The sequence below is a fragment of the Streptomyces longwoodensis genome, assembly GCF_001514125.1.
Taxonomy (GTDB): domain Bacteria; phylum Actinomycetota; class Actinomycetes; order Streptomycetales; family Streptomycetaceae; genus Streptomyces; species Streptomyces longwoodensis.
Window position 1 is genome coordinate 216,817 of sequence record NZ_KQ948551.1, and the last position, 22,077, is coordinate 238,893.

The window sequence follows — 22,077 nt, forward strand, 5'->3', positions numbered from 1 at the left end:
TCCACGCTACGGCAGCGTCAGGACGTCGGCGCCCGTCTCCGTGACCACCAGGGTGTGCTCGAACTGGGCCGTGCGCCTGCGGTCCTTGGTGACGACCGTCCAGCCGTCGTCCCACATCTCGTACTCGTGGGTGCCGAGCGTCAGCATCGGCTCGATCGTGAACGTCATCCCCGGCTGCATGACCGTCGTCGCGTGCGGGCTGTCGTAGTGCGGGATGATCAGCCCCGAGTGGAACGAGGAGTTGATGCCGTGCCCGGTGAAGTCCCGCACCACGCCGTACCCGAAGCGCTTGGCGTACGACTCGATGACGCGGCCGATGACGTTGACCTGCCGGCCCGGCCGGACCGCCTTGATCGCGCGGTTCAGCGACTCCCGGGTCCGCTCCACGAGCAGCCGTGACTCCTCGTCGACGTCACCGACCAGGTAGGTCGCGTTGTTGTCGCCGTGCACCCCGCCGATGTACGCGGTGACGTCCAGGTTGACGATGTCGCCGTCGCGCAGCACCGTCGAGTCCGGGATGCCGTGGCAGATGACCTCGTTGACGCTGGTGCACAGCGACTTGGGGAAGCCGCGGTAGCCGAGCGTGGACGGGTAGGCGCCGTGGTCGCACAGGTACTCGTGCGCCACCCGGTCCAGGGCGTCGGTGGTGACGCCGGGCGCGATGATCTTCGCGGCCTCGGCCATCGCCCGCGCGGCGATCCGCCCGGCGGTGCGCATCGCCTCGACGGTCTCGGGGGTCTGCACCTCAGGGCCCGTGTACGGGGTCGGCGCGGGCTTGCCGACGTACTCGGGGCGGCGGATGTTTCCGGGCACGGTACGGGTGGGGGACAGCTCCCCCGGAACGAGCAGCGACTGGCCAGACATGGAGCGAGTCTAACGAGCGGGCATCGGGGAACATGTCGGAGGCGAGAGGAGCTGGTCATGGCCCTGTTCAAGAAGCGCACGGTCGGCAAGCCGGGCGAGTGGTACTACTGCCTGGAGCACCACAAGGTCGAGGAGGGGCCCGACTGCCCCGCCAAGGACCGGTTCGGTCCGTACACCTCCCGGCAGGAGGCGGAGCACGCGATGCAGACGGCCCGCGAGCGCAACCTCGAGTGGGAGAACGACCCGCGCTGGCACGACGCCTCCGCGGGCGGTCCGAAGGACGACGACTAGGACCCGTTGACGACTAGGACCCGGCTAGGACACGGCCCCGGGCGGTCCCGGGGTGTCCCCGGCGGCGGCTTCAGCCGCCGGGGCGCGTCCCTCCCGCATGCGGCGGGCGTGCTCGTTGGTGCGCTCGTCGTAGGACATCAGCGCGGGCAGGCACAGCGCGAGCAGGCCCACCGCCCCCGCGCACAGCGCACCGCCGGACCACACCGACGCGCGCACGCCCCACCAGGCGGCGAACCCGCCGCTGCGGACCTGGCCGAGGGTCGGTCCGACCGAGTACGACAGCAGCTCGATGCCGGCGAGCCGGCCGCGCAGCTCGTCCGGGATGGTCTGGTTCCACATGGCGCCCCGGAAGACGCCACTGACCATGTCGCAGCCGCCCGCGACGATGAGGCACAGCAGCACCAGCCAGACGTCGTGCACGAGTCCCGCGGCGGCGACGGCCAGCCCCCACAGCGCGGCCGACAGCACGACCATCCGGCCGTGCCGGTGCACGCGCGAGACCCAGCCGCTGGTCAGACTGACGACCAGGGCACCGGCGGGCACCGCCGCGTACATCAGGCCCAGCGACCACTCGGCGTCCAGCTCGTCCGCCAGGAACGGCAGCACGGCCAGCGGCATGGCCAGGAACATCGCGGCGAGGTCCACGGCGTAGGTGCCGAGCAGCTCCTTGCGGCTCCAGGCGTACCGGGCGCCCTCGGCGATGGCCCGCAGGGACGGCCTGCCCGCCGCGTGCGAGGCGGGGGAGGGCGCGATGCGCACGACCAGCGCCACGGACACCACGAAGGTCAGCAGGTCCGCGCCGTAGGCCCAGCCGAGGCCCGCGTAGGCCACCACGACCCCGGCGACGGCCGGTCCGGCGACCCCGCCGACCGTCCAGCGCAGGGAGTTCAGCGCGGCCGCGGCCGGCAGGTGGTCGTGGGCGATGATCCGCGGCCACAGGGAGTCCAGCGCGGGCCGCTGCACCGACACCAGCGCGGAGGAGAGGGCGGCGACCACGTAGAGCGGCCACACGGCGGGCTCCGGCAGCAGCGCGTTGAGCAGCAGACCGGACGACAGCAGCCCCTGGCCCACCTCGGTCCGCACGATCAGCTTGCGCTTGTCCAGCGCGTCGGCGAGGGCACCGCCGTACAGCCCGAACACCAGCAGCGGAACCAGCTCGACGGCGCCGATCGCGCCGACGGCCGCCGCGGACCCGGTGAGCTCCTTGATCTGCACGGGCAGCGCCACGAACGTCAGGAAGCTGCCGAACCCGGACACCAGCCCCGACACCCACAGCCGCCGGAAGTCCCGCGAGGCCCGCCAGGGGGTCAGGTCCGGCAGCACGGACCGCAGGCCCTTGGCGCGGGCGGCGGGGGCGGCCGGAGCAGCCGCGGCCGGCGGGGCGTCGGCCGCCCCGGCGTCGTGGGGCGGCCCGGGCACGGCGGGGGGCGGGGATACGGGTGCTGCGTCGGTCACGAGATGCCATGGTCCGGCCCGGCGTGACCTCCGGCAAACCCTTTTCCCGTCCGGCGCCGCCGTCGCGCCCGGCCGGGGCGGACCGCCGGGCGGACCGCCTCACCAGGGCGACGGCGGGGGCTCCGTCAGGGACTCCGCCAGGCGGGACAGGGCGTCGCGGAAGCGGCGGCGGCCCCGTGGGCGCGGGACGGCGTTCTCCCCGGCCGCCGCGCTGACCAGGTGCTGCACCGTGTCCAGGTCCAGCTCCGCGCCGCCCGGCACCGGCAGCACCTCGTGGGCCAGCGCGGGCAGCTCCCCGTCCCCGGCCCCGAGCGCCAGCACCGTCACCCCGCCCCGCCGGGCCCCGGCCACCCGCTCCAGCAGCGCCGCGTCCTCCCGCTCCGCCACCACCAGCAGCGTCTCGCCCCGCCGCGCGGCCTCGATCCGCCCCAGCCCGACCGCCAGGTGCGCCGGGTCCGAGGGGCGCGCGTCGTGCCGTACGAGCGTCGGGGCCAGCTCCGGCGTGCCGGACCAGGCCGCCTCGTCCACCAGGTGCGCCGCCAGGTGCCACGGCTCGTACGCGGCCGTCCCCACCAGCAGCAGCCCGCCCCCGTGCGCCACCACCGAGCCGCGCAGCGCCCCGGCGAACCTCCGCGTGGCCCCCAGCCACTCGGTCCCGGCGAGCACCTCGCGCAGCAGCGCGACCCGTACGGCGTCCATGACCCCGCATCCTGGCCCGGCGCCGGGGCCCGCGCGGGGCGTTCGCGGCGGATTCCCCCGACCGGGCGACGGGGGACCGGCCCCACGTACAGTCGGCCCATGACCTCTTCCGACAGTGCACAGGCTGCCCCCCAGAAGGCCCCCGCCAAGGACCCGTGGGACCTCCCCGACGTCTCGGGCCTCGTCGTCGGCGTGCTCGGCGGCACCGGGCCGCAGGGCAAGGGCCTCGCGTACCGCCTCGCCAAGGCGGGCCAGAAGGTGATCATCGGCTCGCGCGCCGCCGACCGCGCGCGGACCGCCGCCGAGGAGCTCGGCCACGGCGTCGAGGGCGCCGACAACGCCGAGTGCGCCCGGCGCAGCGACGTCGTGATCGTCGCCGTGCCGTGGGAGGGCCACGGCGACACCCTCGCGGCCCTGCGCGAGGACCTCGCCGGCAAGCTCGTCGTGGACTGCGTCAACCCGCTCGGCTTCGACAAGAAGGGCGCCTACGCCCTCAAGCCCGAGGAGGGCAGCGCCGCCGAGCAGGCCGCCGCCCTGCTGCCCGGCTCCCGGGTCACGGCCGCCTTCCACCACCTGTCCGCGGTGCTGCTCCAGGACCCGGGGATCGAGGAGATCGACACCGACGTGATGGTGCTCGGCGAGGAGCGCGCCGACGTGGAGACCGTGCAGGCGCTGGCCGGGCGCATCCCCGGCATGCGCGGCGTCTTCGCCGGCCGGCTGCGCAACGCCCACCAGGTGGAGTCCCTGGTCGCCAACCTGATCTCCGTCAACCGCCGCTACAAGGCGCACGCCGGGCTGCGCGTCACCGACGTGTGAGCCGTGCGGGGCGATGGGGGACACTGGTCGGCGAAGCCGTGTCCCCCACAAGGAGCCAGCCCCATGCCCCGCCTCGCCCTCTACGCCCTCGTGGTCTGCGTCCTCGCCGTCGCCGCCGCGGTCGTCTCCTTCGTCCAGGGCAACTGGCTGGGCATCGTCTGGGTGCTGCTGGCGGGCCTGTCGTCCAACATGACCTGGTACTACCTCAAGCGCGGCAAGGCCGGGAAGTCCGCCGCGGGCTGAGGAGCCGGGCCGGGGGAGCCGGCCCGGGGCACCACGGGGTCCGGTCAGGAGACCGCGGCGCAGAAGTCGCTGGTGCCCTGCCAGAAGCGGTACAGGTCCTCGCCGCAGTAGCGCTCGACGTCCCCGACGCCCAGGGTGTCCAGCACGGCGTAGATCGCGTCGAAGAACACACCGTTGACCGACGGCACCATCAGCAGTGCGAACACGAACAGCAGCCCGAACGGCGCGAACGGCTCCACCTGGCGCCGCACCCCGTACGACAGCCACGGCTCGATCACGCCGTAGCCGTCCAGGCCCGGCACCGGCAGGAAGTTCAGGATCGCGGCCGTCACCTGGAGCAGCGCGAGGAAGGCGAGGGCGAAACGGAAGTCGGCCGGCACCCCGTCCAGCGCGTCCAACCAGAACGGGGCCGTGCACACCAGCGCGAACACCACGTTCGTCAGGGGGCCGGCCGCCGAGATCAGGCTGTGCTTCCAGCGCCCCTGGATCCGCCCGCGCTCGATGAACACCGCGCCGCCGGGCAGACCGATCCCGCCCATGATCACGAAGATGACCGGCAGCACGATGCTCAGCACCGCGTGCGTGTACTTCAGCGGATTCAGCGTCAGGTAGCCCTTCGCGCCCACGGTGACGTCCCCGCCGTGCAGCGCGGTGCGCGCGTGCGCGTACTCGTGCAGGCACAGCGAGACGATCCAGGCCGCCGTCACGAACAGGAACACGGCGACGCCGGGCTGCGCGGCGAACCCGGTCCAGGTCGCCCAGCCCGTGACGGCGGTGACGGCCACGATCCCGAGGAAGACGGGACTGATCCGCCGGTCGCTGCGACGGGTGGTGACGGTGGTCATGGAAGCGGGCTCCTGGTGAGACGGGTCCGTACGGGTCTTCGGCCTGCCCGACCGTACCGGGCGCAGGCGGAAAACGTCTCGCGGTGGCCCGTCGGTTCCCGCAGGGTGATCCACGGGCCGGGCGCCACCCCCGGTCCCCGTGACCCGTACCGCCGCAGAGACCGGAGAGAATGGACCCCGTGCGCTACCGCATCCTCGGCACAGCCCAGGCGACCCGCCCCGACGGCACCCCCGTCGCGATCGGCGGGACACGGTTGCGTGCCCTGCTGACCGTGCTCGCGCTGCGGCCCGGCCGGGCCGTGCCCGCGGGCCTGCTGGTGGAGGAGGTGTGGGCCGGTGACCCGCCCGCCGACGCCCCGGGAGCGCTCCAGGCGCTGGTCGGCCGGCTGCGGCGGGCCCTCGGCGCCGGGGCGATCGCCTCCGTCGAGGGCGGCTACCGGCTCACCGCCGTCCCCGACGACGTCGACCTGCACCGCTTCGAGCGGCTGACCGCCGACGGCCTGGGCGCCCTGGCCGACGGCGACCCCGCCAAGGCCGCCGCCCTCCTCGACGACGCCCTCGCCCTGTGGCAGGGCCCGGTCCTTGCCGACCTGCCCGACCGCACCGCCGAGGCCGCCCGTCTCGCCGCCCGCCGGCTGGACGCCCTGCGCGCCCGCCACACCGCCGCGCTGGCCCTCGGACAGGCCGAGCAGGCCCTGCCCGAGCTGACCGCGCTGTGCGACGCCCACCCGCTGGACGAGCCCCTCCAGGGCCTGCGCCTGCGCGCCCTGCGCGACGCGGGCCGCACCGCCGAGGCGCTGGCCGCCTACGAGGACGTGCGCCGGCTGCTCGCCGACCGCCTGGGCTCCGACCCGGGACCGGAACTGCGCGCCCTGCACGCCGAGTTGCTCGACCCGCAGGACCGTCCCGCCCCCGCACCGCCGCCGGGCGGGCGCAGGGCCGCCGCCGCGTCGTCCGCTCCGGCCCGTCCGCGCGCGGAGGCCCCTCGGCCCGCCGACCCGCCCGCGCCGTCCGCGCCGTCCGGGGGTGCCGCGCCCGCCGTCGGCAACCTGCGGGCCCGGCTGACCTCGTTCGTCGGGCGGGAGAGCGACATCGACGCCATCCGGGACGACCTCACCGGCGCCCGGCTCGTCACGCTCCTCGGGCCCGGCGGGGCGGGCAAGACCCGGCTGTCCCAGGAGGCCGCCGAGCGGGTGCGGGACGCCGCACCGGACGGGGTGTGGCTGGCCGAACTGGCCCCGGTGGACCTGCCCGAGGCCGTGCCGCAGGCCGTGCTGACCGCCGTGGGCGCCCGCGACACCGTGCTGTACGGCGCCGGCGCCGAGGAGATGCGGGCCGTCGCCGACCGCCACGACGACCCCCTGGACCGGCTCGTCGAGCACTGCGGCCGGCGGCGGATGCTGATCATCCTCGACAACTGCGAGCACGTCGTCGGGGCCGCCGCCCGGCTCGCCGAGGAACTCCTCGCCCGCTGCCCCCGGTTGACGCTGCTCGCCACCAGCCGCGAACCCCTCGGCGTGCCCGGCGAGGTGCTGCGGCCGGTGGAACCGCTGCCCGAGCCGGTGGCGCTGCGGCTGCTCGCCGAACGCGGGGCCGCAGCCCGCCCCGGCTTCCGCACCGCCGACGACCCCGAGGCCTGCGCGGAGATCTGCCGGCGCCTCGACGGCCTGCCCCTGGCCATCGAACTGGCCGCCGCCCGGCTGCGGATGATGACGCCCCGCCAGCTCGCCGACCGCCTCGACGACCGCTTCCGCCTGCTCACCTCCGGCAGCCGCACCGTCCTGCCCCGCCAGCAGACCCTGCGCGCCGTCGTCGACTGGTCCTGGGACCTGCTCGACGCCGACGAGCGCGAGGTGCTGGGCCGGCTGTCGGTCTTCGCGGGCGGCTGCGACCTGGCCGCCGCCGAGGCCGTGTGCGGCCCGCACGCGCTGGAGACCCTGGGCTCGCTGGTCGACAAGTCCCTCGTCGTGGCGGGCCCCTCGGCCGACGGCGAGATGCGCTACCGGCTGCTGGAGACCGTCGCCGAGTACGCCGGCGAACGCCTGGACGAGACCGGTGGCCGCACCGCCGCCGAGCGCGCCCACCTGACGTACTACCGCGAACTCGCCCGCACCACCGAGCCGTTGCTGCGCGGCGCACAGCAGCGCACCGCCATCACCCGGTTCGAGCTGGAGTACGACAACCTGCGCACCGCGCTGCGCCGCGCCGTCGCCGACCGCGACGAACAGGAGGCGCTGTACCTCACCCTGTCGCTGACCGGGTACTGGGGGATGCGCGACCTGCGCCTGGAGACGCGCACCTGGTGCCGCGAGACGATGGCGCTGGGCCCCGACCCGTTCGCCGAGCCGGTCCGTCCGGCCGCCCCGGTGTGGCGCCGGGCCACCGACAGCCCGCCCCCGCTGTCCGGCGAGGACCTGCTGGAGGCACGGCGCGCGGTCCACCTCGCCCACCTGGCCTGCATGGACACCGAACTGGACGCCTGGCAGAACCCGGCGGCGCAGGCCAAGCTGCGCGCCATCGCCGGCGCCTACGGGCCCGGCCTGCCGCAGACCTGCCGGCTGCCCGGCGCGCTGTGGTACTACGCGGTGATGCTGACCGGGGACATGGAGCGGCTGCGCGAGCTGATCGACGCCAACGTCCGCACCTGCCGGGAGACCTCCGGCTTCGAGTGGGAACTGGCCTTCTGCCTCCAGTGGCGCGGCAACATCCTCGCCAACCGCACCGACTGGGCCGGCGACGCCGCCCAGGACGCCGAGGAGGCGCTGGCGATCTTCCGCCGCCTCGGCGACACCTGGGGCACCGCCGAGGCGCTGTCCGTGCGCGCCGAGGCGTACGAGCGCAGCGGCGCCTACCGGGAGGCCGCGGCGGCCTTCGAGGAGGCCAGGGAGCAGGCCGAGGTGCTCGGTGCCCGCGCCCAGGTGGCGGTGCTCTCCGCCCGGCTGGGCAGCGTCCTGCTGGAGGCCGGGGAGGACGAGCGCGGCGAGCGCCTGCTGCGCGAGGTGATCGAGCAGGGGGACGGCGTCGTCAACGAGGCGATGCCCGCGGCCCGGCTCTTCCTCGCCGGCCGGCTCGGCGTGACCGGCCGCATCGCCGAGGCCCGCGAGCAACTGCGCCTGCTGCGCGAGGAGTTCGCCATCGCCCACTTCGCGGTGTTCGACGCGTTCATCCTGGGTGCGCAGGCCTGGCTGGACGCGCTGGACGGCTGTCACGAGCAGGCCCTGACGACGGTCCGGCGGGCCCTGGAGCAGGCCGGTGACCCGCTCGCGCAGGTGATCGCCCCGCACATGCGCTGCGTGTACCTGACCATCGCGGCCGTCGCCCTGGCCGGTCTGGACGGGGGCGCCCGCGCGCACGACGCCGTCCGGCTGCTCGCCGCCGCGGACGCGCTGCTGCCGTCCGGGCACGTCCGCGACAGCATGGAGCGCGCCAGCCACGACCTGGCCGTGCGGCGGCTGCGCGAGGTGCTGGAGGAGACGGCGTACGCCCGCGCCTACGCCGAGGGCGGCGGCCTCTCCTTCGAGGAGGCCGCCGCCCTGCTGTGACGTCCGCGGTCGGGCACCCGGGGGCCGGGCACGGGGTCAGTTCTTCGTGCGGAACTTGTGGATGGCCACCGGCGCCATCACCGCGGTGAGCGCCACCGACCAGGCCAGCGTCACCCACAGGTCGTGCGCGACGGGGCCGCCGAGCATCAGGCCGCGCGCGGTGTCGGCGAGCGCGGACAGCGGGTTGTAGTCGGTGAAGTTCTGCAGCCAGCCCGGCATCGAGGCGGTCGGCGCGAAGATCGACGAGCCGAACTGGAGCGGCATCAGCACCAGGAAGCCCATCGCCTGCACCGACTGGGCGCTCTTCATCACCACGCCCAGGGTGAGGAACACCCACATCAGCGCCGAGCCGAACACCGCGGACAGCCCGATGGACGCGAGCATCCCGGTCCAGTGGGTGATGTCGAAACCGACCAGCACCGCGACGATCATCAGCACGACGGTGGCGAACAGCATCCGCATCAGCTCGACGGCGATCTTGGCGACGAGCACCGAGCCGCGTCCGATGGGCAGCGAGCGGAACCGGTCCATGACACCGGAGTTGAAGTCGGTGTTGAAGCCGGTGCCCACACCCTGGGCCATGTTCATCCCCATCATGGCCATCAGGCCCGGCACCACGTACTGCACGTACTGGTCCTGCCCGCCGCCCATCGACGCCCCGATGGAGCCGCCGAAGACGTACACGAACAGCAGGGTGAAGATGACCGGGAAGAGGACCGCGTCGAACATCGACTCCGGGTCCTGGCGGATCCACAGCAGGTTGCGGCGGACCAGCGCCCCGGTGTGGCGCAGGTGGGCGCGCAGCGGGATGGGGGCGTCCCCGGCGGCCGTGGGGGTCAGGGTGGCGGCGCTCATACGGCGACCTCCTCGCGGTCGTCGGCGGGACGGGTGTCCTGCGGGGCACTGGCGCGGTGGCCGGTGAGGGACAGGAACACCTCGTCGAGGCTGGGCAGTTCGGTGACGACGGAGGACAGCGTGATGCCGCGCGCGGTGACCGCGCCGATGACGGCGGTGAGCTGCTCGTCGCTGAGGACGGGCACGAGCACGGAGCCGCGCTCGGCGTCCACGGTGGTGGTGGCGAGGCCGGTGATGCCGAGCTCGTCGAGCGCGCGGGCCAGCGGCCGCAGGTGCGCGGGGTCGGCGGGGCGCACCCGCAGGGTCCGGCCGCCGACGCGGGCCTTCAGCTCCTCGATCCCGCCGCCCGCGATGACCTTGCCGCGGTCGACGACGGTCAGCTCGGAGGCGAGCTGCTCGGCCTCCTCCATGTACTGGGTGGTCAGCAGCACGGTGACGCCGTCGCCGACCATCGCCTTGACCTCGTCCCACACCTCGTTGCGGGTGCGCGGGTCCAGGCCGGTGGTGGGCTCGTCCAGGTAGAGCACCGCGGGCCGGCCGATCATGGAGGCGGCCAGGTCCAGGCGCCGCCGCATGCCGCCGGAGTACGTCCCGACCGGCCGGCGCGCGGCCTCGATGAGGGAGAACCGCTCCAGCAGCTCGTCGGCGCGGGCCCGGGTGTCCTTGCGGGACAGGTCGAGCAGCCGGCCGATGAGGTAGAGGTTCTCCCAGCCGGACAGCTTCTCGTCGACGGAGGCGTACTGCCCGGTGAGGCCGATGACCCGGCGCAGCTGCCGGGGCTGCCGCACGACGTCGTAGCCGGCGACGGTGGCGCGGCCGGCGTCGGGGGCCAGCAGGGTGGACAGGATGCGCACGAGGGTGGTCTTGCCGGCGCCGTTGGGGCCGAGCACCCCCATCACGGTGCCCTCGCGCACGTCCAGGTCGACGCCGTCGAGGGCCTTGGTGTCGCCGTAGTGCTTCACCAGCCCCCGCACGGTCACGGCGCTTCCTGCGCCGGCGGGTTCGTTGTCGATTCGCGTCATGACCGCAACGGTGCCAGCGGCGACCGACATCCCACCGACAGGACGCCTACACCGGGCCCCGCCCACCGACAGGACACCGACAAGCAGATCGGCCGGGGCCCGGTGGGAAGGCCCCTGGACCAGCCCCGCCCTACTCGGCCGGCGCCAGCTCCTCGTGCGGCACGTGGGACGCCACCAGGCGGCCCCGGCCCGGGGTGCGGCCGCGGTCCACCGCGTAGGCCGCGGCGGCGACGGCGAGACCGAGGACCGCCAGGGCGGCGCCCGCGACGGCCGGGGACGTCACGCCGAAGCCGGCCGCGAGGGCGAGGCCGCCGATCCAGGCGCCGCCGGCGTTGGCGAGGTTGAAGGCCGCCTGGTTGGCGGAGGAGGCCAGCGAGGGCGCCGAGGACGCCTTCTCCATGACCATCAGCTGCAGCGGCGAGCCGGTGACGAACGCGGCCACGCCCAGCAGCACCACCGCGAGGGCCGCGCTCCAGGCCGCGGACATCAGCAGCGGGAACAGCGCCAGCACGGCCGCCAGGGCCGTCAGGCCGCCGAACAGCGTGCCGCGCAGGGACACGTCCGCGAGCCGCCCGCCCAGCAGGTTGCCGATGGTCGCGCCGACCCCGAACAGCGCCAGCAGCAGGGTCACGCTCCCGTCGGCGTACCCGGCGGCGTCGGTCAGCATCGGCGTGACGTAGCTGTACGCCGAGAACAGCGCGCCGAACCCGGCGACCGTCGTGCCCAGCGCCAGCCACACCGGCAGCGAGCGCAGGGCGGCCAGCTCACCGCGCAGGCCCGTGACCGGGGCGGGCGCGTGGTCGTGGGGGATCAGCGCGGCGAGGGCGGCGATCGCGGCCAGGCCGATCGCGCTCACGCCGAGGAACGTGGCCCGCCAGCCGAGGTGCTGGCCCATGAGCGTGGCCACCGGCACGCCCGCGATGTTGGCGACGGTGAGCCCGAGGAACATCAGCGACACGGACCGCGCCTTGCGCTCGGGGGCGACCATCGTGGTCGCCACGACCGCGCCGACGCCGAAGAAGGCGCCGTGCGGCAGTCCGCTGAGGAAGCGGGCGGCGAGCAGGGAGTCGTAGCCGGGCGCGACGGCGGACAGCGCGTTGCCGGCCACGAACAGGACCATCAGGGAGATCAGCACGGTCCGGCGGGAGGTGCGCGCGGTCACCGCCGCGAGCAGCGGGGCGCCGACGACGACGCCGAGCGCGTACGCGGACACCAGGTGCCCGGCGGTGGGCAGCGAGACGTGCAGGTCGGCCGCGACGTCGGGCAGCAGGCCCATCATCACGAACTCGGTGGTGCCGATGCCGAAGGCACCCACGGCGAGGGCGAGCAGGGCCAGGGGCATGACGGGGTGGGCCTTTCAGGAGAGCGAGCGGACGGCCATCGTATGTTCAATGGCGGAACAAACTCTCCCCGGCCGAGTATTCCGACCGGTGAAGTCCCGGTTACGCAGCGGTTTTCACGACCCGGATGTGGTCACCTTCACACGCGCCGCCACCGGCAGGTGGTCGCTGCCCGTCCGCGGCAGCGTCCACGACGCCTCCGGCTCCACGCCGCTCACCATGATCTGGTCGATGCGCGCCATCGGGAACGACGCCGGCCAGCTGAACCCGAACCCGCTGCCCGCCGCGCCCTGCGTGGAACGCATCTGCGAGGTCACCGCGTTGAGGGCACGGTCGTTCATGGTGCCGTTCAGGTCACCCAGCAGGATCTTGCGGGGCAGCGGCTCGTCGGCGATCGCCCCGCCCAGCGCGTCCGCGCTCTTGTCGCGCTGCCGGGCCGTGAACCCGGCCTCCATCTTCACGCGCACGGACGGCAGATGGGCCACGAAGACCGCCACCGGCCCCTCGGGCGTCGCCACGGCCGCCCGCATCGCGCGCGTCCAGCCGAGCTTGATGTCGACCGCCTTGACGCCGCTGAGCGGGTACTTGCTCCACAGCCCGACCGTGCCGACCACCTCGTGGTGCGGGTACGTCGACGCGAGCGCCTTCTCGTACGTGGGCACCGCGGACGCCTTCAGCTCCTCCAGGGCCAGCACGTCCGCGCCGGACGCGGCCACGTCCCGGGCGGTGCGGGCGGGGTCGGGGTTGTCGGCGTTGACGTTGTGCGTGGCCACCATCAGCTCGCCGCCGGAGCCGGTCTTGTCGGTCAGCAGCCCGCCGAAGAGGTTCAGCCACACCACCGCGGGCAGCACCACCGCGATCAGCGCGGTGGCCGACCTGCGCACCAGCGCGCCCACCAGCAGCACCGGCACGAAGAGGCCGAGCCAGGGCAGGAACGTCTCGGTGAGGCTGCCGAGGTTGCCGTAGCGGTTGGGGATGCGCGCGTGCGCCACCATCACCAGGGACAGTGCGAGCGCCAGGGCCGTCAGCACCAGGCCGCGCCGCCAGATCCGCCGGTCGCCGCGCCAGCCGTCGAGGAAGCGGCGGGCCCGGCGTCCGAGCAGGCGCCGGAACCGGGTCCCCCGGCGGTCGGGACCCGAGCCGCCGTTGTCCGTCTCCGTCAAGTACGCCTGCTGCGCCATACCGTCGCCTCACTGCCTGCCGTGCACACCGTACGTCCCCCCGGGGTACGACCCTAGGGGATGATCGGCTCTGTTCCTGCCGTCCGGGACGGCCGTACGGGCACGAGGACGAACAGGCCGGTGTCAGGGGTTCCGGATCCGGTCGCGGACAAACCGTCTGTGACGGAATCCGCACATTACGGCCGGGACGGCGGCGAACTGACGGGCCGTAGGCCGTCGAGCACCAGGTCGACCACCCGGGCCGCGAGGTCCTCGGAGAGGTCGGCCTCGGGGCGCAGCACCACGCGCATCAGCATGGGGCCCACGACGACGTCGTGCAGCAGCTCCAGGTCCAGGTCGGCGCGCAGTTCGCCGTTCTCCTGGCCCCGGCGCAGCACCTCGACGGCCTTCCGGCGCCGGGGCGCGATGACGAGCTTGTCGTACGCCGCCCAGATCCTGGGGCTGGACTTCATCTGGGCGTGGACGGTGCGCAGCAGGGCGGAGGACTGGTTGGCGACCCCGCGGCGGCGGAACGAGTCGAGCAGCACCACGAGGTCGTCGCGCAGGGAGGTGCCGGGCAGTTCGGGCTCCTCGGGCTCGTAGGCCCGCAGGACGTCGACGAACAGCTCCTCCTTGCCGCTCCAGCGCCGGTAGATCGCGGCCTTGCCGACGCCGGCGGTGCGGGCGATGCGCTCGATGGACACCTCGGCGAGCGGGACGCCCTCCTCCAGAAGCCGCATGGTCCCCTCGATGATGGCGCGCTCCACGGCCTCGCTGCGGGGACGGCCCCTGGCCCCTACCGTCACGTTCACTCCCGTCCCTTCGTCGCGCACCCATTGTCACCGGCGGACGCGTGCGGCGGCGGGGCGGGCCCCCCAGGGGGTGTCTCGCCCGCCCCGCCCCGCTCCCGCCGCCGTCCTAGGACTCGGCCCGCACCAGCTCCGGCTCCGTGCCCTCCTTCTGCGCCGGGGGCCTGCCCGGCAGGAACGCCGCCACGACCACCGCCCCGATCAGCGCCACGCCCGCGCCCCAGAACGCCGTGACGTGCATGGCGTGCAGGAAGGCGTCGTTGGCCGGGCCGACCAGGCCCTCGCCGCGGGCGCCGAGCTTCGCGGCGACGCCCAGTGTGGCCTCGATGGACTCGCCGGCCGCGTCCCGCGCCCCGGCCGGCAGCAGGCCCAGGTGGCCCTCGATGCCGTTGCGGTAGGACGTCGACAGCACCGAGCCGAGCACGGCGATGCCGAGCGCGCCGCCGACCTGCCGGAAGGTGTTGCTGAGCGCGGAGGCCGAGCCGGCCTTCTCGCGCGGCAGTGCCTGCATGATGACGACGCTGGTGGGCGTCATGATGTGCGCCATCCCGGCGCCCATGAAGAAGAACACGACCTCCAGCCACCAGATCGGCGTGTCCGCGTCCAGCGTGCCGAACAGCGCCAGTGTGGCCGTGATGACCAGCATGCCCGCGGTGGTCGTGGCCCGGTTGCCGAACCGGTCGACCACCAGCCGGGCCCGCGGCGCGAAGATCATCTGCGCGGCGGCCAGCGGCAGCATCAGCAGGCCCGTCTGCAGCGGCGAGTACCCGCGCACGCTCTGGGTGTAGAACACCGAGAAGAACGTCACGCCCATCAGCGCGAAGAACACTAGCGCGATGGCGGCGATCGCGGCCGAGAACACCTTGTTCTTGAAGTACGTCACGTCGATGGACGGGTGGTCGCTGCGCTTCTCGAAGACCACGAACGCCGCGAGGACCACCAGGCCGGCGCCGATCGTCGACAGCACGACCGGGTCGGTGAAGTCGGCCAGCTCGCCGCCCTTGATGATGCCGTAGACCAGCAGCACCAGGCCGACCACCGAGAGCACCACGCCCACCGGGTCGATCCGGCCGGGGCTGGGGTCGCGGGAGTCCGGCACCAGCCACACCATCAGCGCGATCGCCAGCACCACGATCGGCACGTTGATCAGGAAGACCGAGCCCCACCAGAAGTGGGCGAGCAGCACACCGCCGGTGATCGGCCCGATGGCGATGGCCAGACCCACGCCGCCCGCCCAGATGCCGATGGCCTTGGGCTGCTCCTCGCGCTCGAAGACGTTCATCAGCACGGCCAGCGTTGCCGGCATGACGAACGCCGCGCCGAGCGCCATCAGCGCCCGGAAGGCGATCAGCTGTGCCGGCGAGCCGGACTCGGCGGCCAGCGCCGACCCGATGCCGAACACCGCGAGACCGCCGAGCAGCACCTTCTTGCGGCCGATCCGGTCACCGAGCAGACCGGCGGAGAACAGCAGGCCGGCGAAGACCAGGGTGTACGCGTTGATCGCCCATTCGAGCTCGCTCTGCGACGCGCCGAGGCCCGTGGGAGCCGGAGTCGAGATCGTCTTGATGGCGACGTTGAGGATCGAGTTGTCGAGCACCACGATCAGCAGGCTCAGCATCAGCACGCCGAGGATCGCCCAACGGCGCCGGTGCACGGCCTCCGGGATCCGCTCGGCCGCGGGAGCGGCAGGAGAAGTCATGGGACGAGCCTACCGACATTTCGATACGGCACCGTCTCGTATCGAAAGGATTTACCGAGCTCTTACCCGCTCGGGACTTCCCTGAGCATCTCCGGACCCGCTCTGGCCCCGCGTGGCACGAGGTGCCACCATGGGAGTGGTCCGGGGACGCCGTCAGGGCGCCTCGAGATGACGTAAGGAGCCGTTGCCATGACGCAGCTTCCGGCTGCCCAGAGCGCATCCCCCCAGTCCTCCGACGGCAGCAGGGCGCTGTACGGGGGCAAGAGCACGCGCCGCATCACCGTCCGCGACATCGGCCTCGCCAAGGAACGCGGCGAGAAGTGGCCGATGCTCACCGCCTACGACGCGATGACCGCCTCCGTCTTCGACGAGGCCGGCATCCCGGTGATCCTCGTCGGCGACTCGGCGGGCAACTGTCACCTGGGCTACGAGACCACCGTGCCCGTCACCCTCGACGAGATGACCATGCTGTCCGCGGCCGTCGTCCGCGGCACCAAGCGCTCCCTGATCGTCGGCGACCTGCCCTTCGGGTCCTACCAGGAGGGCCCGGTGCAGGCGCTGCGCTCGGCGACCCGGCTGGTCAAGGAGGCCGGGGTGGGCGCCGTGAAGCTGGAGGGCGGCGAGCGCTCGCACGAGCAGATCCGCCTGCTGGTGGAGTCCGGCATCCCGGTCATGGCCCACATCGGCCTGACCCCGCAGTCCGTCCACGCCATGGGCTACCGCGTCCAGGGCCGGGGCGAGGAGGCGGCCCAGCAGCTCCTGCGCGACGCCAAGGCCGTCCAGGACGCCGGCGCCTTCGCGGTCGTCCTCGAACTGGTCCCGGCCGAGCTGGCCGCCGAGGTCACCCGCGTCCTGCACATCCCGACCGTGGGCATCGGCGCCGGCCCCGAGACCGACGCCCAGGTCCTCGTCTGGACCGACATGCTCGGCCTGACCCCGGGCCGGGTGCCGAAGTTCGTCAAGCAGTACGCCGACCTGCGCGAGGTCATGACCGGAGCGGTCCGGGCCTTCGCCGACGACGTGGTCGGCGGAACGTTCCCCCAGGACGAGCACTCCGTCCACTAGCCACCACGGCACACCGAAACAGCCCGCCGATCTTCCCCCGTCGGCGGGCTGCTTCTGTTTTTTGCGCCTAAACCGGCGCCGCTCTCGCGGATGTGGTTGCTCGCCGTCGTGGTCCCTCAAGCGGTGGTTGCTGTGCTCATCGGGGGGCTGGGCCGAGCGCTGACCCTTCAAGGCGCGTGAGCGTGCCCACCCAGGGACTACCTCACCGGCGCCAGGACTCCACGTACCCCTTCGCCGGCGAGCCGACGCCCGTCACGTCGTCGTAGCCCTTCACGGCCGACAGCGAGCTGTCCTTGCCGAGGCTGCGCACCGACGTGGCCAGACCGTCCGCCGCGTCGACGCCGTTGACGAAGTCGACGCGGGCAACGGCGAGACCGGAACCCGTCGGGTTGTCCGTCACGTCGTGGTAGACCCGGCTGCCGGCCTTGGCGTAGATCGCCGGGTTGGCGAAGCCGATGGCCTTGCCGCCGCGCGCCTCCGTGGCCAGCGCCTGCACCGCCGCGATCACCGGCGCCGCCAGCGACGTACCGCCGATCCGGTACTCGCTGTACTGCTGCGAGCCGTCGGCGAACGTCTGGGTCTGGCCGACCTTGAAGCCGGTGTTCGGGTCGGCGATCGCCGCGATGTCCGGGACGACGCGGTTGCCGGCGGCACCGTTGGCCCGCGCGAGCGCGTCCGGGACGACGCCCTTCTGGTAGTAGGGCTCCGCGACGGTCCTGCTGGTGCCGCCGCCCGCGCCGGAGGTGAAGGCGCCGGGGAAGCCCGTCCAGCTCTTGCCGTCGGCCGACAGCGAGGCCTTCTCGGTGCCCCAGCCGGTCTCCCACAGGTACGTGTCGTCCTTGCCGACCGCCAGCGAGGTGCCGCCGACCGCCGTCACCCACGCCGAGTTGGCCGGGGTGTCGACCTGCTTGGTGCCGGTGTTGGCGACCTCGTCGCCGTTGTCGCCGGAGGAGAAGTAGAAGCCGATGCCCTCCACCGCGCCGAACTGGAAGACCTGGTCGTAGGCGGCCGCCAGGTCCGGCGTCTGGTTGGCCTCGATGTCGCCCCAGGAGTTGGAGACGAGGTCGGCCAGGTGGTTGTCGACGATCTTGCTGAGCGAGTCGAGCAGGTCGTCGTCGTAGCAGGACGCGGCGCCGACGTACGTGACGTCCGCGGCCGGCGCGACCGCGTGCACGGCCTCGACGTCGAGGGTCTCCTCGCCGTACCAGCCGGCCGCCCCGCACTCCTCGGTCTTGGTGTAGTTCTTCGGCAGGACCTGCGTCAGCTGGCCGGTCCGCCAGGCCGCGTCGCCGTGCTTCTTCGCGTACGTGGCCGCGTCGAAGGCGATGGTCGGGGAGGCGTACGCGTCGGTGATGGCGATGCGCACCCCCTTGCCGGTGTACGCGCCCGCGCCGTAGGCGGCCCGCAGCTGCTTGCCGGTGTAGCCCTGCACGGCGTACGGGATCTTGTGGCCGTAGGCGTCGGGCAGCGTGGTCGCGATGTTCGAGCCGTAGTACGAGGAGAACGGCCCGGAGTTCTTGAACACGGCGTCCGGCGGCGGCAGCTGGTCCTTGGAACTCGCCTTGTGCGGGGCGTTGTCCAGGCCCGTCACGGTGAGGACGGCGCCGTCCAGGGCGGCCGGCGCGGAGGCGGCCTTCGCCGGGGCGCGGTAGGTGTGGCCGCCCTTGGCGTAGTTGTGCAGCTGGGTGCCGAACGCCTTCTCGGCGGCGGCGACGTCACCGGTGACGGAGACGTAGTGCTGCGTCACGCCCGTGACCTTCAGACCGGCCGACGCCAGCCACTTCTTGACCGCGGCGACCTGGGCCTTCGTCGCGCCGAAGCGGGCCTGCGCCTGCTTGGCGCCGAGGTACTTGCCGTACGCGGCCGAGTGCGGGTCGGAGACGGCGCGGGCGTAGGCGGCCAGGCCACGGGCGTCACGGCCGGCGAGGTAGACCCGGGCCGAGACCTGGGCGCTGTCCGCGGTCGCGCCCTTGTCCGCCTTGGTCGTCGCCCACGCCGGCTTGGTCCCTGCCAGTGTGTCCCGGGCCGGGGTGTCCGCGGCCTGCGCCGCGGGTATGCCGAGCGCGAGCGCACCGGCGAGCATCGGCAGCGTCGCTGCCATGCTCACCCCGGCGCGCAGCGCGGCGCGGTTGGATCTCATGGGACCCCCTGTGTGCGGTTGGTCCGAGTGATCACTCGGTCCGGCCACTCTCGCGATGAACCCTTCATGCCAGGGGAATGGGCGTCCCAAGAAGAGCCCAAGCGGCCACCACCTGTGCGCATTTGCCGGATACGTCCGCGAAGTCGAGGGAAAACCCTACGACTTGGCGCGCAAAGGCCCCCTGGGGCTCACGGACGCGGCGCCGCGCCCCGCTCCTTCAGCATCCCCGCCATCAGGTCGATCTCGGACTGCTGCGCGTCCACCATGCCCTGCGCGAGCCGCTTCTCCGCCCCCACCGTGCACCGGGCCGCACAGCCCTCGGCCATGTGGATGCCGCCCTTGTGGTGGGCCGTCATCAACTGCAGGTAGAACACCTCGGCCTGACGGCCGTTCAGCGAGCCCAGCTTCCTCATCTCGGTGTCGGTCGCCATGCCCGGCATCAGCGCGCCGTCCTCGCCGGCCGGCATCCGGCCCATGCCCATCCAGGTCATCGGCGGCTTCGACGACACCTTCGGCAGCCCCCACAGGTCCAGCCAGCCCAGCAGCATGCCACGCTGGTTGGCCTGCGTCTGCGCGATGTCGTAGGCCAGCCGGCGCACGTCCGCGTCGGTGGTGCGGTCGCGCACCACGTACGACATCTCCACGGCCTGCTGGTGGTGCACCGCCATGTCCCGGGCGAACCCGGCGTCCGCCGAGTCGGCGGACGGCGGCCGTACGCCCGGGCCGTCGTCCCCGGCGACGGCCGAGTAGGTGACGGCCCCCGCGGCGAGGAGCACCCCCGCCGCCGCGACGGCCACGGACACGTACCTCACTGCGACAGACCGCCGGTGCACGCCGCGCCCGGCTCGGGCGTCTGCGCGCCCTGCACGAACTTCTCGAAGAACGCCCCCACCGCCGGGTCGCCCGCGCCGCTCACCACGCGCTGGTGGCCCCAGGCGGTCAGCATGATCGGCTCGGCCTGGTCGTCGTCCGGGCTCATCAGCGTGTACGGCGTGCTGCGCACCTTCGCGGCGAGCGCGTCCACGTCCGCCTTGGCCGCCTTGCCGGTGTACGTCACCCACACCGCGCCGTGCTCCAGGGAATGCACGGCGTTCATGGGGTTGAGGGACTTGGTGTAGACGTTGCCGTTGCAGTTCATCCAGACCTGCGCGTGGTCGCCGCCCACCGGGGGCTCCATCGGGTACGACACCTTCTTGGTGACGTGGGTGCGGCCGAGCTTGCCCTGCCACGTGCGGACCCCGTCGGAGCCGGTGACGAAGCGGTCGCCGCCCTTGGCGTCGGCGGACGTCGAGGCGGCCGTGTCCTTGTCGTCGTCGGAGCGCGCCTGCACGACGACGACGGCGCCCACCACGAGCGCGGCCACCGCGACGACGCTGCCCGCGATCACCAGGATCCGGTTGCGCCGCTCACGCGCCTTCTCCGCGCGCCGCATCTCCTCTATGCGCGCGGTGCGCGCCGCGCTGCTGCTGCTCTTGGCGGAACCCATGGATGACGTCCTTCTGGGAGGGGCGAGGGGGACGGGACGGGTGGGGCCCGCTGATCGTAGGCGACGGACGGGATTCGTCGTAGGGGGCCCGGCACGGACCGCTCGTGCCCGGCGGCCGTGCCGTGCGACGATCCCGCCGTCACCCCGCCCGCGGCCGGGGTCCGCCGTTACGGATGTCGGTGCGAGCAGGCAAGATGGGCACAGGGCGGTACACCCGCCGTACGCGGGGCGTTCACTCCGGGTTCGGTGGGCCGATCATGGTGCGCAACGCGCGTGAAATGGTGTTGTGGTGGGATGCTCAGGTGCGCGACCGCCTCCCGTGGCGCGGGAGCCAGGCGGCCTGACCAGCAAGGATGGGGAAGCGGAAGATGGACAAGCAGCAGGAGTTCGTACTCCGGACCTTGGAGGAGCGCGACATCCGGTTCGTACGCCTGTGGTTCACGGACGTGCTGGGCTTCCTCAAGTCCGTCGCCGTGGCCCCGGCCGAGCTGGAGCAGGCCTTCGACGAGGGCATCGGCTTCGACGGCTCCGCGATCGAGGGCTTCGCCCGCGTGCACGAGTCCGACATGATCGCCAAGCCGGACCCGTCCACCTTCCAGATCCTGCCCTGGCGCGCCGAGGCCCCCGGCACGGCCCGGATGTTCTGCGACATCCTCATGCCCGACGGCTCGCCCTCCTTCGCCGACCCGCGCTACGTCCTCAAGCGCGCCCTGGCCCGGGCGAGCGACCTCGGCTTCACCTTCTACACCCACCCCGAGATCGAGTTCTTCCTGCTGAAGGACCGGCCGCTGGACGGCTCCCGGCCGACCCCCGCCGACAACTCCGGGTACTTCGACCACACCCCGCAGAACATCGGCATGGACTTCCGCCGCCAGGCCATCACCATGCTGGAGTCGATGGGCATCTCGGTGGAGTTCTCCCACCACGAGGGCGCCCCCGGCCAGCAGGAGATCGACCTGCGCTACGCCGACGCGCTGTCCACCGCGGACAACGTCATGACCTTCCGCCTGGTCATGAAGCAGGTCGCGCTGGAGCAGGGCGTCCACGCGACGTTCATGCCCAAGCCGTTCTCCGAGCACCCCGGCTCCGGCATGCACACCCACCTCTCCCTCTTCGAGGGCGACCGCAACGCGTTCTACGAGTCCGGCGCCGAGTACCAGCTCTCCAAGGTCGGCCGCTCCTTCATCGCCGGCCTGCTCAAGCACGCGGCGGAGATCTCGGCCGTCACCAACCAGTGGGTCAACTCCTACAAGCGCATCTGGGGCGGCACCGAGCGCACCGCGGGCGCGGGCGGCGAGGCCCCCTCCTACATCTGCTGGGGCCACAACAACCGCAGCGCCCTGGTCCGCGTCCCGATGTACAAGCCCGGCAAGACCGGCTCCGCGCGCGTGGAGGTCCGCTCCCTGGACTCCGGCGCCAACCCCTACCTGGCGTACGCCCTCCTGCTGGCCGCCGGCCTCAAGGGCATCGAGGAGGGCTACGAGCTCCCGCCGGGCGCCGAGGACGACGTCTGGGCCCTCTCCGACGCGGAACGCCGCGCCATGGGCATCGAACCCCTCCCGCAGAACCTCGGCGAGGCCCTGGCCCTGATGCAGCGCAGCGACCTGGCCGCGGAAACCCTGGGCGAACACGTCTTCGACTTCTTCCTGCGCAACAAGAAGCAGGAGTGGGAGGAGTACCGGTCCGAGGTGACCGCCTTCGAGCTGCGGAAGAGCTTGCCGGTGCTGTGAGCGCGGCCCGGAGGGG

General features: G+C 73.2%; 19 protein-coding genes. 6 read left to right on the forward strand and 13 right to left on the reverse strand.

Going from position 1 to position 22,077, the window contains the following annotated elements:
• Positions 1–6: 6 nt before the first annotated feature.
• Complete coding sequence (gene map, locus AQJ30_RS10025) at positions 7–864, reverse strand: type I methionyl aminopeptidase (protein ID WP_067231466.1); 858 nt, start codon at positions 862–864, stop codon at positions 7–9.
• A 57-nt stretch (positions 865–921) separates the two neighbouring features.
• Between map and AQJ30_RS10030 the strand changes: the two genes are divergently transcribed.
• A complete protein-coding gene (locus AQJ30_RS10030; protein WP_067231468.1) occupies positions 922–1,155 on the forward strand; it encodes a hypothetical protein in 234 nt (77 codons plus the stop codon).
• 24 nt (positions 1,156–1,179) lie between these two features.
• On the opposite strand, the gene AQJ30_RS10035 is transcribed toward AQJ30_RS10030, so the two are convergent.
• Together AQJ30_RS10035 and AQJ30_RS10040 are read right to left on the reverse strand one after the other, a co-directional pair.
• The gene (locus AQJ30_RS10035) at positions 1,180–2,487 is read right to left on the reverse strand and encodes an MFS transporter (protein ID WP_067232619.1); all 1,308 of its coding nucleotides are present in this window, start codon (positions 2,485–2,487) and stop codon (positions 1,180–1,182) included.
• Positions 2,488–2,709: 222 nt separating this feature from the next.
• On the reverse strand, positions 2,710–3,309 hold the full coding sequence (locus AQJ30_RS10040) for a hypothetical protein (protein WP_067231471.1): 600 nt from the start codon (positions 3,307–3,309) through the stop codon (positions 2,710–2,712).
• Positions 3,310–3,408: 99 nt separating this feature from the next.
• On the opposite strand from AQJ30_RS10040, the gene npdG reads away from it, so the two are divergent.
• Together npdG and AQJ30_RS10050 are read left to right on the forward strand one after the other, a co-directional pair.
• Positions 3,409–4,125 carry an NADPH-dependent F420 reductase gene (npdG, locus tag AQJ30_RS10045; protein WP_067231473.1) on the forward strand — a complete coding sequence of 239 codons (717 nt, stop codon included), beginning with the start codon at positions 3,409–3,411 and terminating at the stop codon, positions 4,123–4,125.
• A gap of 63 nt (positions 4,126–4,188) precedes the next feature.
• The gene (locus tag AQJ30_RS10050) at positions 4,189–4,368 is read left to right on the forward strand and encodes a hypothetical protein (protein ID WP_067231476.1); all 180 of its coding nucleotides are present in this window, start codon (positions 4,189–4,191) and stop codon (positions 4,366–4,368) included.
• Positions 4,369–4,412: 44 nt separating this feature from the next.
• On the opposite strand, the gene AQJ30_RS10055 is transcribed toward AQJ30_RS10050, so the two are convergent.
• A complete protein-coding gene (locus AQJ30_RS10055) occupies positions 4,413–5,213 on the reverse strand; it encodes a site-2 protease family protein (protein WP_067231479.1) in 801 nt (266 codons plus the stop codon).
• Positions 5,214–5,383: 170 nt separating this feature from the next.
• Between AQJ30_RS10055 and AQJ30_RS10060 the strand changes: the two genes are divergently transcribed.
• The gene (locus AQJ30_RS10060; protein WP_067231480.1) at positions 5,384–8,755 is read left to right on the forward strand and encodes an AfsR/SARP family transcriptional regulator; all 3,372 of its coding nucleotides are present in this window, start codon (positions 5,384–5,386) and stop codon (positions 8,753–8,755) included.
• 36 nt (positions 8,756–8,791) lie between these two features.
• Here the strand turns inward: AQJ30_RS10060 and AQJ30_RS10065 are convergent, their stop codons facing one another.
• The 6 genes from AQJ30_RS10065 to AQJ30_RS10090 form a co-directional block, all read right to left on the reverse strand.
• Positions 8,792–9,610 carry an ABC transporter permease gene (locus AQJ30_RS10065; RefSeq protein WP_067231483.1) on the reverse strand — a complete coding sequence of 273 codons (819 nt, stop codon included), beginning with the start codon at positions 9,608–9,610 and terminating at the stop codon, positions 8,792–8,794.
• Positions 9,607–10,632: an ATP-binding cassette domain-containing protein gene (locus AQJ30_RS10070; protein WP_067231486.1), complete on the reverse strand. Its 1,026-nt coding sequence runs from the start codon at positions 10,630–10,632 to the stop codon at positions 9,607–9,609. The genes AQJ30_RS10065 and AQJ30_RS10070 overlap by 4 nt, the downstream gene beginning before the upstream one ends.
• Positions 10,633–10,762: 130 nt before the next feature.
• Positions 10,763–11,974: an MFS transporter gene (locus tag AQJ30_RS10075; RefSeq protein ID WP_067231489.1), complete on the reverse strand. Its 1,212-nt coding sequence runs from the start codon at positions 11,972–11,974 to the stop codon at positions 10,763–10,765.
• 114 nt (positions 11,975–12,088) lie between these two features.
• Positions 12,089–13,153: an endonuclease/exonuclease/phosphatase family protein gene (locus tag AQJ30_RS10080; protein WP_079083958.1), complete on the reverse strand. Its 1,065-nt coding sequence runs from the start codon at positions 13,151–13,153 to the stop codon at positions 12,089–12,091.
• 176 nt (positions 13,154–13,329) lie between these two features.
• Complete coding sequence (locus AQJ30_RS10085) at positions 13,330–13,944, reverse strand: TetR/AcrR family transcriptional regulator (RefSeq protein ID WP_245726881.1); 615 nt, start codon at positions 13,942–13,944, stop codon at positions 13,330–13,332.
• A gap of 106 nt (positions 13,945–14,050) precedes the next feature.
• Positions 14,051–15,640: an MFS transporter gene (locus AQJ30_RS10090; RefSeq protein ID WP_067231494.1), complete on the reverse strand. Its 1,590-nt coding sequence runs from the start codon at positions 15,638–15,640 to the stop codon at positions 14,051–14,053.
• A 189-nt stretch (positions 15,641–15,829) separates the two neighbouring features.
• On the opposite strand from AQJ30_RS10090, the gene panB reads away from it, so the two are divergent.
• The gene (panB, locus tag AQJ30_RS10095) at positions 15,830–16,705 is read left to right on the forward strand and encodes a 3-methyl-2-oxobutanoate hydroxymethyltransferase (RefSeq protein WP_067231497.1); all 876 of its coding nucleotides are present in this window, start codon (positions 15,830–15,832) and stop codon (positions 16,703–16,705) included.
• Between the two features lie 202 nt (positions 16,706–16,907).
• On the opposite strand, the gene AQJ30_RS10100 is transcribed toward panB, so the two are convergent.
• The 3 genes from AQJ30_RS10100 to AQJ30_RS10110 all read right to left on the reverse strand — a co-directional run bounded on the left by AQJ30_RS10100 (position 16,908) and on the right by AQJ30_RS10110 (position 20,331).
• A complete protein-coding gene (locus tag AQJ30_RS10100) occupies positions 16,908–18,845 on the reverse strand; it encodes a S53 family peptidase (protein ID WP_067231499.1) in 1,938 nt (645 codons plus the stop codon).
• A gap of 188 nt (positions 18,846–19,033) precedes the next feature.
• Positions 19,034–19,642 carry a DUF305 domain-containing protein gene (locus AQJ30_RS10105; protein WP_391948582.1) on the reverse strand — a complete coding sequence of 203 codons (609 nt, stop codon included), beginning with the start codon at positions 19,640–19,642 and terminating at the stop codon, positions 19,034–19,036.
• A gap of 11 nt (positions 19,643–19,653) precedes the next feature.
• Positions 19,654–20,331: a thioredoxin-like domain-containing protein gene (locus AQJ30_RS10110; protein ID WP_067231504.1), complete on the reverse strand. Its 678-nt coding sequence runs from the start codon at positions 20,329–20,331 to the stop codon at positions 19,654–19,656.
• Positions 20,332–20,699: 368 nt separating this feature from the next.
• Here AQJ30_RS10110 and glnA point away from each other — a divergent pair, with 368 nt between their 5' ends.
• A complete protein-coding gene (gene glnA / locus AQJ30_RS10115; protein ID WP_067231507.1) occupies positions 20,700–22,061 on the forward strand; it encodes a type I glutamate--ammonia ligase in 1,362 nt (453 codons plus the stop codon).
• The last annotated feature ends 16 nt before the right edge of the window (positions 22,062–22,077 follow it).

Coding starts and splice junctions, on each gene's coding strand:
- map (WP_067231466.1), bottom strand. CDS start 864: ATGTCTGGCCAGTCGCTGCTCGTTCCGGGGGAGCTGTCCCCCACCCGT.
- AQJ30_RS10030 (WP_067231468.1), top strand. CDS start 922: ATGGCCCTGTTCAAGAAGCGCACGGTCGGCAAGCCGGGCGAGTGGTAC.
- AQJ30_RS10040 (WP_067231471.1), bottom strand. CDS start 3,309: ATGGACGCCGTACGGGTCGCGCTGCTGCGCGAGGTGCTCGCCGGGACC.
- npdG (WP_067231473.1), top strand. CDS start 3,409: ATGACCTCTTCCGACAGTGCACAGGCTGCCCCCCAGAAGGCCCCCGCC.
- AQJ30_RS10050 (WP_067231476.1), top strand. CDS start 4,189: ATGCCCCGCCTCGCCCTCTACGCCCTCGTGGTCTGCGTCCTCGCCGTC.
- AQJ30_RS10055 (WP_067231479.1), bottom strand. CDS start 5,213: ATGACCACCGTCACCACCCGTCGCAGCGACCGGCGGATCAGTCCCGTC.
- AQJ30_RS10060 (WP_067231480.1), top strand. CDS start 5,384: ATGGACCCCGTGCGCTACCGCATCCTCGGCACAGCCCAGGCGACCCGC.
- AQJ30_RS10065 (WP_067231483.1), bottom strand. CDS start 9,610: ATGAGCGCCGCCACCCTGACCCCCACGGCCGCCGGGGACGCCCCCATC.
- AQJ30_RS10070 (WP_067231486.1), bottom strand. CDS start 10,632: ATGACGCGAATCGACAACGAACCCGCCGGCGCAGGAAGCGCCGTGACC.
- AQJ30_RS10075 (WP_067231489.1), bottom strand. CDS start 11,974: ATGCCCCTGGCCCTGCTCGCCCTCGCCGTGGGTGCCTTCGGCATCGGC.
- AQJ30_RS10080 (WP_079083958.1), bottom strand. CDS start 13,153: ATGGCGCAGCAGGCGTACTTGACGGAGACGGACAACGGCGGCTCGGGT.
- AQJ30_RS10090 (WP_067231494.1), bottom strand. CDS start 15,640: ATGACTTCTCCTGCCGCTCCCGCGGCCGAGCGGATCCCGGAGGCCGTG.
- panB (WP_067231497.1), top strand. CDS start 15,830: ATGACGCAGCTTCCGGCTGCCCAGAGCGCATCCCCCCAGTCCTCCGAC.
- AQJ30_RS10100 (WP_067231499.1), bottom strand. CDS start 18,845: ATGAGATCCAACCGCGCCGCGCTGCGCGCCGGGGTGAGCATGGCAGCG.
- AQJ30_RS10110 (WP_067231504.1), bottom strand. CDS start 20,331: ATGGGTTCCGCCAAGAGCAGCAGCAGCGCGGCGCGCACCGCGCGCATA.
- glnA (WP_067231507.1), top strand. CDS start 20,700: ATGGACAAGCAGCAGGAGTTCGTACTCCGGACCTTGGAGGAGCGCGAC.